This window comes from Rhizobium sp. NLR10b (assembly GCF_019685435.1).
Lineage (GTDB): Bacteria > Pseudomonadota > Alphaproteobacteria > Rhizobiales > Rhizobiaceae > Rhizobium.
Window position 1 is genome coordinate 148,559 of sequence record NZ_JABDWV010000004.1, and the last position, 14,911, is coordinate 163,469.

At 61.9% G+C, this 14,911-nt stretch carries 13 protein-coding genes; 9 read left to right on the forward strand and 4 right to left on the reverse strand.

Annotation, left to right across the window (positions count from 1 at the left end; translation table 11 throughout):
* Positions 1-11 precede the first annotated feature (11 nt).
* Both fabI and HJB91_RS07835 read left to right on the forward strand, forming a co-directional pair.
* Positions 12-830: an enoyl-ACP reductase FabI gene (fabI, locus tag HJB91_RS07830; RefSeq protein WP_210628941.1), complete on the forward strand. Its 819-nt coding sequence runs from the start codon at positions 12-14 to the stop codon at positions 828-830.
* 19 nt (positions 831-849) lie between these two features.
* Complete coding sequence (locus tag HJB91_RS07835) at positions 850-1,440, forward strand: histidine phosphatase family protein (RefSeq protein ID WP_210628942.1); 591 nt, start codon at positions 850-852, stop codon at positions 1,438-1,440.
* 190 nt (positions 1,441-1,630) lie between these two features.
* Here the strand turns inward: HJB91_RS07835 and HJB91_RS07840 are convergent, their stop codons facing one another.
* Entirely contained in the window at positions 1,631-1,891 is a 261-nt protein-coding gene (locus HJB91_RS07840; RefSeq protein WP_003569889.1) for a DUF1344 domain-containing protein, read from the reverse strand.
* Between the two features lie 238 nt (positions 1,892-2,129).
* On the opposite strand from HJB91_RS07840, the gene HJB91_RS07845 reads away from it, so the two are divergent.
* From HJB91_RS07845 to ribB, 3 genes are all read left to right on the forward strand, one after another.
* Positions 2,130-5,309, forward strand: coding sequence for an EAL domain-containing protein (locus HJB91_RS07845; RefSeq protein ID WP_221154269.1), 3,180 nt, complete (start codon positions 2,130-2,132; stop codon positions 5,307-5,309).
* A gap of 153 nt (positions 5,310-5,462) precedes the next feature.
* Positions 5,463-6,560 (forward strand): chorismate synthase, encoded by a 1,098-nt coding sequence (gene aroC, locus HJB91_RS07850; protein WP_210628944.1) that lies wholly within the window; start codon positions 5,463-5,465, stop codon positions 6,558-6,560.
* Between the two features lie 8 nt (positions 6,561-6,568).
* Positions 6,569-7,672 (forward strand): 3,4-dihydroxy-2-butanone-4-phosphate synthase, encoded by a 1,104-nt coding sequence (gene ribB / locus HJB91_RS07855; protein ID WP_210628945.1) that lies wholly within the window; start codon positions 6,569-6,571, stop codon positions 7,670-7,672.
* Positions 7,673-7,993: 321 nt separating this feature from the next.
* Here ribB and HJB91_RS07860 read toward each other — a convergent pair whose 3' ends face one another.
* Complete coding sequence (locus HJB91_RS07860; protein WP_210628946.1) at positions 7,994-9,184, reverse strand: winged helix-turn-helix domain-containing protein; 1,191 nt, start codon at positions 9,182-9,184, stop codon at positions 7,994-7,996.
* A gap of 278 nt (positions 9,185-9,462) precedes the next feature.
* Here HJB91_RS07860 and HJB91_RS07865 point away from each other — a divergent pair, with 278 nt between their 5' ends.
* Genes HJB91_RS07865 through HJB91_RS07875 form a run of 3 tightly spaced genes read left to right on the forward strand, consistent with a single transcriptional unit; the run spans position 9,463 to position 11,333 of the window.
* Positions 9,463-10,137 carry an energy-coupling factor ABC transporter ATP-binding protein gene (locus tag HJB91_RS07865; RefSeq protein WP_210628947.1) on the forward strand — a complete coding sequence of 225 codons (675 nt, stop codon included), beginning with the start codon at positions 9,463-9,465 and terminating at the stop codon, positions 10,135-10,137.
* The gene (locus tag HJB91_RS07870; protein WP_210628948.1) at positions 10,137-10,745 is read left to right on the forward strand and encodes an energy-coupling factor transporter transmembrane protein EcfT; all 609 of its coding nucleotides are present in this window, start codon (positions 10,137-10,139) and stop codon (positions 10,743-10,745) included. Before HJB91_RS07865 ends, HJB91_RS07870 begins: the two co-directional genes overlap by 1 nt.
* 24 nt (positions 10,746-10,769) lie before the next feature.
* On the forward strand, positions 10,770-11,333 hold the full coding sequence (locus HJB91_RS07875; protein WP_210628949.1) for a biotin transporter BioY: 564 nt from the start codon (positions 10,770-10,772) through the stop codon (positions 11,331-11,333).
* A gap of 320 nt (positions 11,334-11,653) precedes the next feature.
* Here HJB91_RS07875 and HJB91_RS07880 read toward each other — a convergent pair whose 3' ends face one another.
* On the reverse strand, positions 11,654-12,793 hold the full coding sequence (locus tag HJB91_RS07880; RefSeq protein WP_210628950.1) for an acyltransferase: 1,140 nt from the start codon (positions 12,791-12,793) through the stop codon (positions 11,654-11,656).
* A gap of 547 nt (positions 12,794-13,340) precedes the next feature.
* Positions 13,341-14,234, reverse strand: a complete 894-nt coding sequence (locus HJB91_RS07885) for a LysR substrate-binding domain-containing protein (RefSeq protein ID WP_221154271.1) — start codon at positions 14,232-14,234, stop codon at positions 13,341-13,343.
* Positions 14,235-14,466: 232 nt separating this feature from the next.
* Between HJB91_RS07885 and HJB91_RS07890 the strand changes: the two genes are divergently transcribed.
* Positions 14,467-14,853, forward strand: a complete 387-nt coding sequence (locus tag HJB91_RS07890; RefSeq protein WP_085779980.1) for an ectoine synthase — start codon at positions 14,467-14,469, stop codon at positions 14,851-14,853.
* Positions 14,854-14,911 lie beyond the last annotated feature (58 nt).

The window sequence follows — 14,911 nt, forward strand, 5'->3', positions numbered from 1 at the left end:
GGGAGCGAAATATGGCTCAAGCATCCGGCCTCATGGCAGGCAAACGCGGCGTCATCATGGGTGTCGCCAACAATCGTTCGATTGCGTGGGGTATTGCCAAGGCCATTCATGCGCAGGGCGGAGAAGTTGCGCTCACCTATCAGGGCGATGCGCTGAAGAAGCGTGTCGAGCCGCTTGCAGCCGAAATCGACGCGACCCTCGTCGGCCACTGCGATGTCGCCGACGAATCCACCATCGACGCTGTTTTCGAAAATGTCGCAAAGCTGTGGGGCAAGATCGATTTCCTCGTGCATGCGATCGGCTTTTCCGACAAGGACGAGCTGACCGGCCGCTACATCGACACCTCGCCCGATAATTTCACCAAGACGATGCAGATTTCCGTCTACTCCTTCACCTCGGTCGCACGCCGCGCCGAGAAGCTGATGACGGAAGGCGGTTCGATGCTGACCCTGACCTATTACGGCGCCGAAAAGGTGATGCCGAACTATAATGTCATGGGCGTCGCCAAGGCCGCGCTCGAAGCGAGCGTCAAATATCTCGCTGTCGACCTCGGGCCGCAGAACATCCGCGTCAACGCCGTTTCGGCCGGGCCGATCAAGACACTTGCCGCCTCCGGCATCGGCGATTTCCGCTATATTCTGAAGTGGAACGAGTATAACGCTCCGCTGCGCCGTACGGTTACCATCGAGGAAGTCGGCGATGTCGGCCTCTATCTCTTGTCCGACCTGTCGCGCTCGGTCACCGGCGAGGTGCACCATGCCGACAGCGGCTATCATGTCATCGGCATGAAGGCGGTCGACGCGCCGGATATTTCGGTCGTCAAGGACTAAGTTCCCCGGAGTCGAGACCGTGCTCATCTACGTGATCAGACACGGTCAGACCGACTGGAATGCCGAGCGTCGCCTGCAGGGCCAGAAAGACGTTCCGATGAATGCCACGGGCCAGGAACAGGCCCGGCAGAACGGCATCGCACTGGCCGAGATCCTCGGTGAGACGGTCGGCGAATTCGATTTCGTCGCAAGCCCGCTCGGACGCACACGCGCAACGATGGAAATCATGCGCGCCGCAATGGGCCTCCCGCCGCTTGCCTATCGCACCGATCCGCGGCTGGTGGAGATTTCCTTCGGCGACTGGGAAGGCTCGACGATCAAGGAGCTGAAGGCGACGCAGCGCGAGCGGGTGGCCGAACGCAACGTCTCCAAATGGGATTTCATCCCGCCCGGCGACGATGCCGAAAGCTACGAAATCCTCTCCTGGCGTACCGGCGCATGGCTGCGCTCCGTCGAGCGTCCGACCGTCTGCGTCACCCATGGCGGCGTTATCCGCACGCTGTTCCAGGCGATTGCCGACCTGCCGAAGAGCACCGCCGCCGAAGGCGGCATTCCGCAGGACCGGATTGTCAGGATCGATACGAGCGAGCGGACGATCGTCTGGCTGTAAGGGATCGACTGGCTTTACCCCTCATCCGCCTGCCGGCATCTTCCCGCCTGCGGGGAGAAGGGACAAGCAGCGAACTCTCCGTTCCCCGCTGAGCTCTCGTGGACATGTCCCCTCGCCCCGCTTTTACGGGGAGAGGGTGAGGGGCAGCCATTGGGCGCAAACCTCATCCAGTCATTCTCTTGAAGTCTGCTTACTTGACGATATCGAGATCGTTGATGACGCGTTTGCCGTCGACCTCGGTGTAGAAGACGATGACCTTCACGCCGGCTTCGAGGCCGTCGAAATTGAATTCCTCCGGCGCCTGATAGGTCTTGCCGTCGTCGAGCGTCAGCACGAGATTGGCCGTGTCGACCTTCTTGATCGTCGCCTCGACATCGGCGCTCTCGGCAAAACCGCTCATCGGCGACAGGAAACTTGCTGTGGCCAAAAGCGTGGCGACGACGAAACGCATGGCAACAATCCTCTTGAAACGCTGCACGAGAACACTTGCCACAGATAATCTCCTGAATATGGCGAAAATTGCCCGTAAGAATGGCTTTTCCCGCCTAATTGATGAATAGCATTTTAAACATAATCAAGACGCTGCGTTAACCACGCCCGTCCGGCCTGCCGGGTTTTCAACATCGACAACAGGCAATCGTAAATTAACCCCTGCCTTTTAGAGTTACCGCGAATATGGGGGTCTCATTTTGCTATCCAGGCTGGGCGACAGCAAGCGGTTGCGACGCGTTTTGAAGAATAGCCGCCTCTCGTTTCTGGTTTCCGCGTTTGTCGCCCTCGTCGTCACCATGGTCGGCTTCGCGCTCGATCGCGCCAATACTGCCGCTCATATGCGCGAACTTCACATCCGCACCGAGAACGAGACGAACCTGTTGCGCGCCAGGGTGAAGGCCGAGATCAATATGAGCCTCACCATGGTCCGCGATCTTGCAAATCTGACCTCCGTCAACAACGCTGCAAGCCGGGAGGAAACGGAGCGCCAGATCAACTGGCTGCTGATCCAGAACCCGGCTTTCATCCATATCGCCGTCGCGCCTGATTTCATCGTCAGCGACCTCTATCCGCAACGCCCCGGCAGCGGGCGGATCGGCCGCGATGTGCGCGAAACCTCCATCTCGCAGCAAGCGACGACCCGGGCCGCCGGCGACCAGACGGCGCGCTTCTACGGCCCGATCAGCGTTGACGGCCGGGACGCCTTCGCCGTCTTCTTCCCGGTTTTCGTCAAGGAGAGCGGCCAGCGGCGCCTCTGGGGCGCCGTGGAGGTCGCCATCGACCGGAAAAGCTTTTACGAGGCGACCGGCCTGGTGGCGGCGCGCGACCGCGAAAACCAGGAGCGCTATCCCAATCTCGACCATCTTTCCATCGCGGTGCGGGATATTGGCCGGTCAACCGGGAACGCCGCGCTTTCCGCGCCGTTCTTCGGTTCGGCCGACATCGACGACAAGGATCCGATCCGCCGCGAAATCAGCTTTGCCGGCGGCAAATGGGAGCTTTCCGCCGTCCCCAAAGGCGGCTGGGCTGCAATACCGGAAAACCGGAGCGAGCTGCGGCTGATCGTCGTTGCCGCGGGATGCATCATCATCGTCCCGATCTTCCTCGCCACACTGCTGCTCGGCGAACGCAACCGCAACATTGCCGAACTGGAGACGCGCGAAGCAAAGCTCATGGAACTGTCGCAGCGGCTGAACCTTGCGCTCGAATCGTCCAATATCGGCATTTGGGAGCTGCAGGATCATTCGAGCAGCCTCCTTTGGGACGCACGCGCCGCTGCACTGCACGGCAAGCCGGCGGAGGAAGGAAGCCGGCCGCTCGACGAATGGCTGGCGGCGATCCTGCCGGCGGATCGTGAGACCGCCGAGGTGCATTTCTTCAGCTGCAGCATCGCCGGCGCCGCCTGCACGGCGCAGTACCGGATCATGCTTGCCGATGGCGGCATCCGGCACCTGCGCTCTGTCGGCGCCCTCTACAGAGATGTTGGTGGCGCCGGCAAGACGATCGGCATCGTCTGGGACGTCACCGCCGATGCGGAGGCCACCGAGGCGCTGCGCAAGGCCAGGGATGTCAGTGAGGTCAAGAATGCCGAGCTCGAGCTGGCGCTTGAAGAGCTTTCGAGCCGCGAGGGTCAGCTCGCCGAGCTTTCGAGCCGGCTCGACCTGGCGCTCAATTCCTATCGGTGCGGCATATGGGAGGCGCGGCCGGATAGAGGCGGCTCGATCTGGAATGAACGGATGCACGAGCTCTACGGGCTGGCGCCGCGCAATGGCTTCATGACCGAGGAGACCTGGCTTTCCCGCATCCACCCCGAGGATCGCGGGCTGGCGCTCGAAAGCGCGCGCCACTTCAAGCGAAGCGGCGATACGCATACGCTCGTCTGCCGGGTGCTCGCCGACGACGGCTCGGTGCGTTATGTGCGCTCGGTCGGCAAGGTCTACCAGACCGGGACCGGCGAAATGAAGATCATGGGCATCGCCTTCGACGCCACCGAGGACATGCTGATGACGATCCGGCTGAAGGCGGCCAAGGACGAGGCCGTCGCCAAGAATATCGAGCTCGAACTTGCCAAGAACAGGATCGAGCACAATTCGCTGCACGATCCACTGACCGCGCTCGCCAACCGCCGCAAACTCGACATCGCGCTGGAAAGCCTGACCAATGACGGGCGCCGGCAGCGGCAGAAATTCTCCATCCTGCACATCGACCTCGACCGCTTCAAGGACATCAACGATACGCTCGGCCATGCCGCCGGTGATGCGATGCTGGTGCATGCTTCGAAGGTGCTCGCCAGGAATGTCCGCGGCAGCGACCTCGTGGCGCGCATCGGCGGTGACGAATTCGTCATCCTCGCCTGCGATGTCGGCGACAAGGAGATGGCGGAGCTTGCGACGCGGATCATCGAGGAGATGCGCCAGCCGATCGATTTCCAGGGCTTTGCCTGCCGCTGCGGCGTGTCGATCGGCGTCGCACTCGCCAACGGCATCCATGTCGACGCGCGCAAGGTGCTGATCAATGCCGATATCGCCCTCTACCGCGCAAAGAGCACGGGCCGTAACCGCTTCGAATTCTTCAATCACACTCTTCAGGCCGATATCATCAACACCAAGCGCACGGCCGATGAAATCCTCGCCGGCATCGATAATGGCGAATTTGCCGCCTGGTATCAGCCGCAATTCTGCGCCCGGACGATGGAGCTGACCGGCGTCGAAGCGCTGGTGCGCTGGAAGCATCCCTCCAGGGGGCTGCTGACGCCAGACAAGTTCCTGCGCATTGCCGACGAGATCAATGTCGTGCAGACGCTCGACCGGATCGTGCTGGAAACGGCGCTGCGCGACAAGGCCCGCTTGTTGGCGCTGGGCATTGTCGTTCCCAAGGTCGCGGTCAATGTTTCAGCCAGACGGCTGCATGACGGCAGCCTGATGGAATCCCTCGCCGGCCTCAATATCCGCCCCGGCGAGATCTCCTTCGAACTGGTGGAATCGATCTTCCTCGACGAGAGCGAGGACGTGGTCTCGCACAATCTGGAACGCATCAAGGCGCTCGGCATTGATATCGAGATCGACGATTTCGGCACCGGCCACACCTCGATCGTCAGCCTGTTGAAGCTGAAGCCGAAGCGGCTGAAGATCGACCGCCAGCTGGTGCAGCCGATCATCGGCGCGTCGCAGGAGCGAGCGCTGGTCACCTCGATCATCGACATCGCCCGCTCGCTCGGCGTCGAGACGGTGGCCGAAGGGGTGGAGACGGCAGCCCATGCCACGCTGCTGCGCGATCTCGGCTGCGACCTGCTGCAGGGTTATGCCTTCTCGCCGGCCCTCTCCTTCGACGATTTCGCCGCTGAGGCGGCCGCAACCGGATGGCGGTTGGCTTCGTGATGGCGATGCCTCGGCAAAGGAGCGAAACAGCATTTCCGCCGCTGCCGGTTTGACGCAAAGAAAGGCTTTTGCCTCGGCGGTTTTTTGGCCTATGAGTGGCACGCCTTTTCAAGCAATGGCGCGATCGGCTTTGGCGCGCCGCCGTGGGAACACATGTCGCACAATACATTCGGTCACCTCTTCCGCGTAACCACCTGGGGCGAAAGCCACGGTCCGGCGCTCGGCTGCGTCGTCGACGGCTGCCCTCCAGGTCTGCGCTTCAAGCTCGAAGACCTGCAGGTCTGGCTCGACAAGCGCAAGCCGGGGCAATCCCGCTTCGTCACGCAGCGGCGCGAGGACGACCTGGTGAAGGTGCTGTCGGGCGTGATGCTCGATGCCGACGGCGAGACGATGACGACGACAGGCACGCCGATCTCCATGCTGATCGAGAACACCGACCAGCGTTCCAAGGATTACGGCGAGATCGCCCGGCAATACCGCCCCGGCCATGCCGATTACACCTATGACCTCAAATACGGCATTCGCGACCATCGCGGCGGCGGCCGCTCCTCGGCGCGCGAAACCGCAGCAAGGGTTGCGGCCGGCGGCATCGCCCGCCTCGTCGTGCCAGGCGTGACCGTGCGTGGCGCGCTGGTGCAGATCGGCAAGCACAAGATCGACCGCCGCAACTGGGACTGGGACCAGATCGGGCAGAACCCGTTCTTCTCGCCGGATGCGGCGATCGTCCCGGTCTGGGAGGAATATCTCGACGGCATTCGCAAGGCCGGCTCCTCGATCGGCGCGGTCGTCGAAGTGATCGCCGAAGGCGTGCCCGCCGGCCTCGGCGCGCCGATCTATTCGAAGCTCGACCAGGACATCGCCTCGCTGCTGATGTCGATCAATGCCGTCAAGGGCGTGGAGATCGGCAATGGTTTTGCCGCCGCCGAAACCTCCGGCGAAGACAATGCCGACGAAATGCGCATGGGCAATGACGGCACGCCGATCTTCCTTTCCAACAATGCCGGCGGTATTCTGGGCGGGATCTCGACCGGACAGCCGATCGTCGCGCGTTTCGCCGTCAAGCCGACCTCGTCGATCCTGACCGAACGCCAGTCGATCGACGCCGATGGCAAGAATGTCGACGTGCGCACCAAGGGCCGGCACGACCCCTGCGTCGGCATCCGCGCCGTACCCATCGGCGAAGCGATGGTCGCCTGCGCCATTGCCGATCATTATCTTCGGGATCGCGGCCAGACCGGCCGTCTGAAATAGGAGCGTCCATGTCTTACGATCAGAAACGCGTCGTCGACGCCATCAGGGCCTTCGAGGCCGGCGAAATTGTCGTCGTCATGGACGACAATGACCGCGAGAACGAGGGCGACCTGATCGTTGCCGCCGTGCATACCACGCCGGAGAAGATGGCCTTCATCGTCCGCCACACCTCAGGCATCGTCTGCGCGCCGATGCCGAAGGAGGAGGCCAAGCGCCTCAACCTCAACGCCATGGTGGCCGAGAACGATTCGGCCCATACGACGGCCTTCACCGTCTCGGTCGACTTCAAGCACGGCACGACGACCGGCATCTCGGCCGACGACCGGACGCTGACGGTGCGCAACCTCGCCAATCCGAATGTCGGGGCCGCCGATTTTGTCCGTCCGGGCCATATCTTTCCGCTGATATCGCGTGAAGGCGGCGTGCTGATGCGCTCCGGCCATACGGAAGCGGCCGTCGACCTCTGCCGGCTCGCCGGCCTGCCGCCGATCGGCGTCATCTCCGAACTGGTCAATGACGACGGCACCGTCACCCGCGGTCCGCAGGTGGTCGATTTCGCCGAGAAGCACGGGCTGAAGCTTGTCTCCGTCGCCGATCTCATCGCCTATCGCCAGCGGAAGGAAACGCTGGTTGAGCACGGCGCCAGCTTCGACATCGACACGCCGTTCGGCAAGGCCAAGGCCCATACCTATGCCCTGCCCTGGGACCCGATGCAGCATCTTGCCGTCGTCTTCGGCGACATCCGCGACGGCGTCGACATTCCGGTACGCCTGCATCCGGAAAATGTCGCCGAGGACCTTTTCGGCAGGAAGAGCCCAGTCGATTTCTACATGGAGAAGATCGCTGCGGAAGGCCGCGGCGTCATCGTCTACCTGCGAGAGGGCTCCGTCGGCGTTGGCCATTACGACAACGGCCGCAAGGCCCGCAACCAGGGCCGCGAAGCCCATGCCGAGGCGCAGACGCGCGAGAGTGAATGGCTGGAAATCGGCCTCGGCGCCCAGATCCTCAAGGATCTCGGCGTCAGCTCGATCAGGCTGCTCACCAGCCGCGAGCGCCACTATGTCGGCCTGGAAGGTTTCGGGATCAAGATCAGCAAGACGGAGATCTGCTGAGGCCAGGCCCTCTCCTCCCTCATCAAGGCCACGACTGGCTATCTGATTTCGCTAGCAGATGGCGTTGGCAACAGGCCTCTGCGCGGTGAATGGGTTCCTCGTGTGCACCCCACTCTCCGTCATGCTCGGCCTTGAGCCGAGCATCCACGCCGCATCCATCAGCAGTAGTCGCATGGATCCCAGGCTCAAGGCCTGGGATGACGGAGAGTGTGGTTGGCGTTGTTGCCAAAACCGCCGTCGGCGCACAGAAACGCCTTCATTCGGCCGGCTCTCATGACGGCCTCCCTTGTAAAGGCGAGAGACAGGCAGAGAGTAATTCGACTACCCTCTCCACCCCTCCAAAAGCACCACCTTCTCCACCCCCGCAAACCTCGCCACCCGCTCGAGCTCCGCCTCCAGCCGCTCCAGCCGCCCGGCCGACGCCCTCACGCCCGGTTCCAGCCAGAGCCGCCTGACGTCGAGCGTTGATTTCTTGCGGTCGGCCTTCATGTCGATGCGGCCGATCAGGCGGTCGCCTTCGAGCAGCGGGAAGACGTAATAGCCATACTCGCGCTTGGCTTCCGGCACGAAGACCTCGATGCGGTAGAAGAAGCCGAACAGGCGTTCGGTGCGGTTGCGATCGCGGATCATCGGGTCGAAGGGGCTGAGCACGCGGATGCGCGGCGGGGCATCGGGATGGCTGTCGAGCGTCGAGAGGAAATCGGCAAGGGCCCAGGACGGCCGCGCCTTGCCGTCGAGCGCCGGTTCGATCAGCACTTCGGTCAGCTCGTCGCGATGGGCCGATACCCAGGCCTTGGCCTCGTCGGGCGAGACCAGGTTCCAGAAGGCGGCGATCTCGCCGTGGGTGGCAAAACCGAGGCGGGCAAGCGCGCTGCGGCAGGCCCAGTCGACAAAATCTTCGCGGCTCACCTCCGGCTCGCGGAATTCGGCCGGGATGACACGCTCGGTCAGATCATAGATCTTCTGGAAATTCGAGCGGCCGGCGATGGCGAACTTGCCGGTGTGCCAGAAATATTCGAGCGCCGTCTTGTTCGGATGCCAGTTCCACCAGCCGCCGGAGACATGGCCATCGGCCTTGACGTCGCGCGCCAGCATCGCGCCGTCGCGCCGCACACGCTCATAAGTCTCCTCGAAAGCCGCCTCGAAACCCTCGCCGCGCCACTTGCGCCAGCGCTCGACGAGGACCTTCTCCTGGTGGCGGAACTTGTGCTTCCAATAGACGAAGAAGGCGCTGGGCAGGATCGAGGCATCGTGCGTCCAGTGCTCGAACAGCGCACGTTCCTTCTCCAGCAGCGCCTTCAGATGCTCGCGCCGATAGGTCTGGTTGCGGGAAAACAGGATCTGGTGATGCGCCCGCTCCACCGTCTGGATGCTGTCGACCTGGACGAAGCCGAGATCGTGGATGAGTTGCAGCAGGCCGGCCTTGGTCAAGGCGCGGTTCGGTGGGGCGCTGAGGCCCTGCTTGGCAAGAAAGACGCGGCGGGCATCGGAATTGGACAGCAGATTCGTCATGGCCGCATCATAATCCGGAAAATCTTCCTAGCCACCCGATATCGACAGGGAGATTTGCTCTTTGTAGAAGCACTGCTATCAGGTTGGCGCCAGCGGCTGCCCCTCACCCTAACCCTCTCCTCGCTCGCGGGGAGAGGGGACGTGCCATACGATAGGCATATGGGAACTGAGAGCTCGCGGCTTGTCCCGTCTCCCCGAAAGCGCGGAGACGGTGGCGGTAGCCGGATGAGGGGCTAGTGTCGGCAATCACCCTGTCGTGAAAAATGCGAGGGACTGGTTTGGACATACAATTCGAAAATGCCGGGGTCAGTTTCGGGGCACGGGTGGCGCTGGAGCCGCTGACGCTCGGCATCCGCGGCAAACGCATCGGCGTCATCGGGCTGAACGGCTCGGGCAAGACCACCTTTGCGCGGCTGATCAACGGGCTGACCAAGCCGACCAGTGGCCGCGTCATGGTCAACGGCCGCGACACGGCCGACGAGAAGACTGTTGTCGCCGATGTCGGCTTCATCTTCCAGTCGCCGCAGAACCAGATCATCCTGCCGATCGTCAAGGACGACATCGCTTTCGGGCTGAAGCGGCGCGGCTTCAGCAAAGCGGAGATCGAGGCAAAGGTCGAGGGCGTGCTTGCCCGCTTCGGCGCCGAGGCGCTGGCCGATCGCCGCGCGCACGAGCTTTCAGGCGGCGAACTGCAGGTGGCCGCACTCTGCTCGGTGCTGGCGACCGGCCCCGGCATTCTCATCCTCGACGAGCCGACCAACCAGCTCGACCTCAAAAACCGGGCACTGGTCGAGAGCATCATCGCCGGACTGCCGGAAAGCGCCATCGTCATCACCCACGACCTCGAACTGATCGCCGGGTTCGAGCGGGTTCTGCTGTTTCACCAAGGGCGGCTTGCCGCCGATGCGCCGGCGGCCGAAGCCATCGCGCGCTACAGGGAGATCGCCGCCTGATGCAATCGCTCTACGTCGAAGGCAACAGCCGCATGCACCGGCTCTCGCCGCGGGCAAAGCTCCTGTCGCTGACGACCTTCGCCATCCTGCTGTTCATCAACCACAATCTCCTTCTGCTCTCGGGCGCCGTGCTGGTGGCGGCGGTCCTCTACGGCACGGTCGGCCTGCCGCTCGGCGAGGCGCTGCGACGGCTGCGGCCGATCTTCCTGACGATTGCGGTCGTCGCCCTTTTCAACCTCATCTTCAACCCATGGCAGGCAGCGCTCGTGCCCGTGCTGCGGCTGACGGCGCTGATGCTTCTCGCCGCCAGCGTGACGGCGACGACGACCATTACCGAGTTCATCGACGAGGTGACGGCGCTCGCCCGCCCGCTCGAACGCACCGGCCGGGTTCAGGCCGACGATATCGGCCTCGCTCTCGGCCTGGTGCTGCGCTTCGTGCCTGAGATCGTCAACCGTTACCAGGCGATCCGCGAGGCGCACAGGGCTCGGGGGCTGAAGGTCCGGCCGACGAGCCTGCTCGCGCCGCTGATCATTCTGACGCTGAAGGACGCGGATAATGTCGCCGCTGCGATTGACGCGCGCCGCATTCGGCGGCATGGAAGTTAACGATTTTTTAATACGGAGTTCATGATGAGCACCCGCGACCTCGTCCTTACCGCCCTCTTTGCCGCGATCATCGTGGCGCTCGGCCTGCTGCCGCCGATCTCGCTCGGCTTCATTCCGGTGCCGATCACCGCCCAGTCGCTCGGCGTCATGATGGCCGGCGTCGTTCTCGGCGCCCGGCGCGGCGCGATCGCCGTTCTGATCGTGCTGCTGCTCGTCGCGATTGGCCTGCCGGTGCTTTCCGGCGGCCGCGGCGGCCTCGCGATCTTCGCCTCGCCGACAGCCGGTTTTCTCGTCGGCTGGATCTTTGCCGCCTTCGTGACCGGCTATCTCAGCGAACGGCTGGTCAACGACAAGCAGTCCGGCCTGGTCCAGACGGTGAGCTTCTTCCTCGCCGCCATGATCGGCGGGATCATCGTGCTCTACGCCTTCGGCATCACCTATCTCGCAACCGTCGCAGGCCTCGGCTTCACGAAAGCCTTCGTCGGCTCGATGGCCTTCATCCCGGGCGATGTGATCAAGGCCGTCGTCGCTGCCCTCCTCGGCCGCGCGGTCATGGTCGGCTATCCCCTGCTGCCGGCGCGCGCTTGAGCCGCGTAACGGCCGATACTTGTTGAGCATACCGACAATGGCCGCCTTCCGCGCGAAGGCGGCCATTGTGCGTTGAAGGAAGTCGCGTGGATCCACATGTCAAGCCTGTGCAGGAGCAAGGGTGGAGTGAGCTCTGCGGCAGGGGCCTCGTACGGGGCGTCCCCCTGCCGCTCGCTCTCCTCAACCTCCGTCATTCCAGGCCTTGAGCCTGGAATCCATTCCTCGTGCTGCAAGAGGCCACATGGATGCTCGGGTCAAGCCCGAGCAGGACGGAGAGTGGGGCGGACGTCATTGCGCGCCCGGCCTCCTCGATTTCACACCTAAGCCCGAGACTCCTTCGCCTGAAATTCGGCAGCGCGCTGCCCAAGCCGGTCGAGAAACCCTCGCAAGATCCTCCGGATCGGCGGCTCTCCCCATTTGCACACCGCAAGCGACATTGCGCAGACGATCGCGACGGCTAGAACCATTGCCAGGAGCGGCGCCAATCCCAGAGCAGTCAACCAGTCGAGAAGCTGGACGCCGATGGCGAAATGCAGGAGATAGAGCGGATAGGTCATCGAGCCGAGGGTCTTCACCGATTGAAGGAAGGAGGCCGGCAGGTGACTGATCCGCTTGCTGTAGCCGACGCTTGCAACGATCGACGCCAGCCCGGCCGCCCAGATTGCGATTGCGGGAAACGACGAGAAGCCATGGCCCGCAGCGGCGAGCGTACGGTTGCTGGTGTTCTCGCCTGCCATGTAGATCTGAACAGCCCCCGTCGCCAGGGCGCAGAGGAAACCCAGCCAGGAAATTCGGTTCATCCGACCCTGAGAGAGCAGCCATATGTAGATGCCGATAGCGAATTGGCAGCCATAATAGAAGGGAATGGCCCGCCAGGCCGTCTCGGTGAATATCGACGGGATGGCTGCATCGGGAAAGGCGTATAACAGTGCAATGAATGCCGTGCTGGACAGCGACAGGCCTAGCGCCAGGGCGGGCATCCTCGTCTTTTGCCTAGCCGCGCACATGATGAAGACGATGGCGTAGAAACAGATCTCACATGCCAGCGTCCAATATTGGCCGTCTATCCAGGGCCCGCCGGGATAGAGCGTGATCGAGCGCAGATAATTCCAGAGGATGCGCCTGTTGACGTCTTGCGTCGCGATGATGATCAGCGTCAGCGATGCGCAGATCCATACCGCTGGGTAGAGCCGCAGAATGCGCCCCTTGAGAAAGGACAAGGCGCTGGCGGAAGCTGCGGAGTTAACGATGACGAAGCCCGATATGACGAAGAACAATTCGACGCCAACCCAGCCGGGTTGGGCGATGTTCTCGATCTCGGGCATTGGATACGGTCGGAGATATAAAGGCGAAGCCCAGGAAGCAAATCCAAGATGAAATACGGTCACCATCAGCGCGCATACAAATCGCAGTGCGTCGATCCCGTAAATATACGGGCTTCCAGCTTCAGATTTTGCCATATTGATTGTCTCCAACACTTATGCCCCGGCACCGCCTCGACTGAGATAGGGCGCACATTTCCTGCGACGACCCAAAAATGCATTGCGTGATGCGTTCGTCTAAGCCCGTCGGATTGCGGCCTGTTTTGCCGGGCTGGAACAGAGTCTTGTTCGGGCAACAAAAAACCGCCTTGAGGCGGTCGGGCGTTCTATCGATTTCCGTTGATCTAGTCTCCTCCTCCACCGTCGCCGCCATCGCAGCCCCCGTCATCAGAGACCTCGAACCCAATTCCGCCATCGCCACCCGAATCGGGACTGCGCCTGGTATTTGCGGTGGTCTGGGCAGTTGTTCCGGCTTTTACCGCGGTTACGGCGAAAGCGAGGAGGCCTGCAACGAGCATGGTCGTCAGAAGATATGAATCCAATCAGTTTCCTTTCGTTTGCTTCAGGAAATCGCGTTTCCTGATCAAAAGTGTAGATTATTTTTCAAGCGCCGCAATAGCACCAATATGAAACTTTCATGACATTTCAGCTCGGGTCAAAACGAACCGTGCCCGTGGTTTCCAGCCTATTCCATGGTCGGCGGGCCGCCGGATCGACACTCCGCCGTGAACCATTCCGCAAAGCGGCGAACCGGCTTCTTCGCCCAGGAGCTGGTGATCAGGTAATAGCCTTGAGTCTCTGCCGTCGAAATGTCCGAGAGCACAACGAGGTCGCCGCGATCGATCTCTCGCCGGAACACTTCGACAGGGCATAGTGCGACGCCATGCCCAGCGATTACCGCCGTGGCAAGAATGTTGAAGTCCTGGAATATCGGCCCGCGAAGCGGGTCGGGCGCCGTTATATCAGCCTTTCGGAACCATTCTTTCCAGCCGTCCATGGATTCATCGTGCAGCAGCTCGGCTGCCGCAAAGGGAACGCCGTCGGCCGTCCAGTTTCGCTTTGCCAGATAATGAATGCTGGCCACCGGCTGGTTGCGCCTGGAGAAAAGCAGGCGGCTCTCCCGTCCCCCTGACACGTCTTGTCCCATGGTAATGAGAACATCCAGGCTTTCGTCATCGAAGCGCTCTTCCGCTTTTGCATAGACGATCCTGACATCAAGATCAGGATCGCTCTCCCGGAAAGATGGAAGTGCCGGAACCAGCCAGCGCGACGCGATCGAAGGAATGCATCCCACGGTTATCGAACGCATATTGTGGTCTCTGCGCATGTTGCCGGTGGCGTGGGCGATGGCGGCCAGCGAGCCCGAGACGGCCAGATAATATTCGGCGCCCGCCGGCGTCAGTGCAACGCCGCGTCCGGATTTTTGCAGCAGCTTGCGTCCCATCCATGTCTCCAGATGTTTGACCTGGTGACTGATCGCGGCATGGGTCACGTGCAGTTCGTCTCCGGCCTTTGAAAGACTCATGAGCCGGGCGGTTGCTTCGAAGGCTCTCAATGCGTTCAGCGGCGGCAATTGCATATGTTCGAATTCCTCACATAAGCAGCAGGATCCATTGGCCGCCCGATATGTCAAATCTTTTAGTATCGCTTCGAACGTGCCGGAGAATATCCGATCGCCCTCGGCCCGCGCCAGATTATGTGTAGAATATTCTAACAAGTCTCTCAAATTAGATCATTTGAAAGAGTCGCGGCTGCAGTGCCTAATGGATCACGGAGATCAACACATCTCAGCCATTCGCGAGGAGACGAACATGTTTGTGAGAAGCCTGAGAGAAGTCGAGCAGACCGAGCGTTTCGTCGATTGGGGCAATGGCACAAGCCATCGTCTGCTGACCAGGGATGACGGGATGGGGTTTACCGTCTGCCACACCGTTGTTCGCGCCAACACCGAAGCCCTGCTGCAGTACCGCAACCATCTGGAGGCCTGCTACTGCATCCAGGGAGCAGGCGAGGTCGAGGATATGGACGGCAATGTCTTCCCCATCCGCGCCGGCGATATCTACGTTCTCGACAAACACGATCGGCACTATTTGCGGGGTGGCAAGGATGAGGATCTCATCCTCGTCAGCGTCTTCAATCCACCATTGAATGGCACGGAACGTCACGATCTAAGCAATAGAAGCGGTTCGGAATACTGAGCCGGCCGCCCCGCCCCGCGACCAATACCGCACACCACGCCGTTCAGGTTTTTTCGCC

What these genes read in the sequence shown, in the direction of transcription:
- HJB91_RS07870 (WP_210628948.1), top strand. Translation starts at nt 10,137, where the DNA reads ATGCAATCGCTCTACGTCGAAGGCAACAGCCGCATGCACCGGCTCTCG.
- HJB91_RS07880 (WP_210628950.1), bottom strand. Translation starts at nt 12,793, where the DNA reads ATGGCAAAATCTGAAGCTGGAAGCCCGTATATTTACGGGATCGACGCA.
- HJB91_RS07875 (WP_210628949.1), top strand. Translation starts at nt 10,770, where the DNA reads ATGAGCACCCGCGACCTCGTCCTTACCGCCCTCTTTGCCGCGATCATC.
- HJB91_RS07885 (WP_221154271.1), bottom strand. Translation starts at nt 14,234, where the DNA reads ATGCAATTGCCGCCGCTGAACGCATTGAGAGCCTTCGAAGCAACCGCC.
- aroC (WP_210628944.1), top strand. Translation starts at nt 5,463, where the DNA reads ATGTCGCACAATACATTCGGTCACCTCTTCCGCGTAACCACCTGGGGC.
- fabI (WP_210628941.1), top strand. Translation starts at nt 12, where the DNA reads ATGGCTCAAGCATCCGGCCTCATGGCAGGCAAACGCGGCGTCATCATG.
- HJB91_RS07860 (WP_210628946.1), bottom strand. Translation starts at nt 9,184, where the DNA reads ATGACGAATCTGCTGTCCAATTCCGATGCCCGCCGCGTCTTTCTTGCC.
- HJB91_RS07890 (WP_085779980.1), top strand. Translation starts at nt 14,467, where the DNA reads ATGTTTGTGAGAAGCCTGAGAGAAGTCGAGCAGACCGAGCGTTTCGTC.
- HJB91_RS07840 (WP_003569889.1), bottom strand. Translation starts at nt 1,891, where the DNA reads ATGCGTTTCGTCGTCGCCACGCTTTTGGCCACAGCAAGTTTCCTGTCG.
- ribB (WP_210628945.1), top strand. Translation starts at nt 6,569, where the DNA reads ATGTCTTACGATCAGAAACGCGTCGTCGACGCCATCAGGGCCTTCGAG.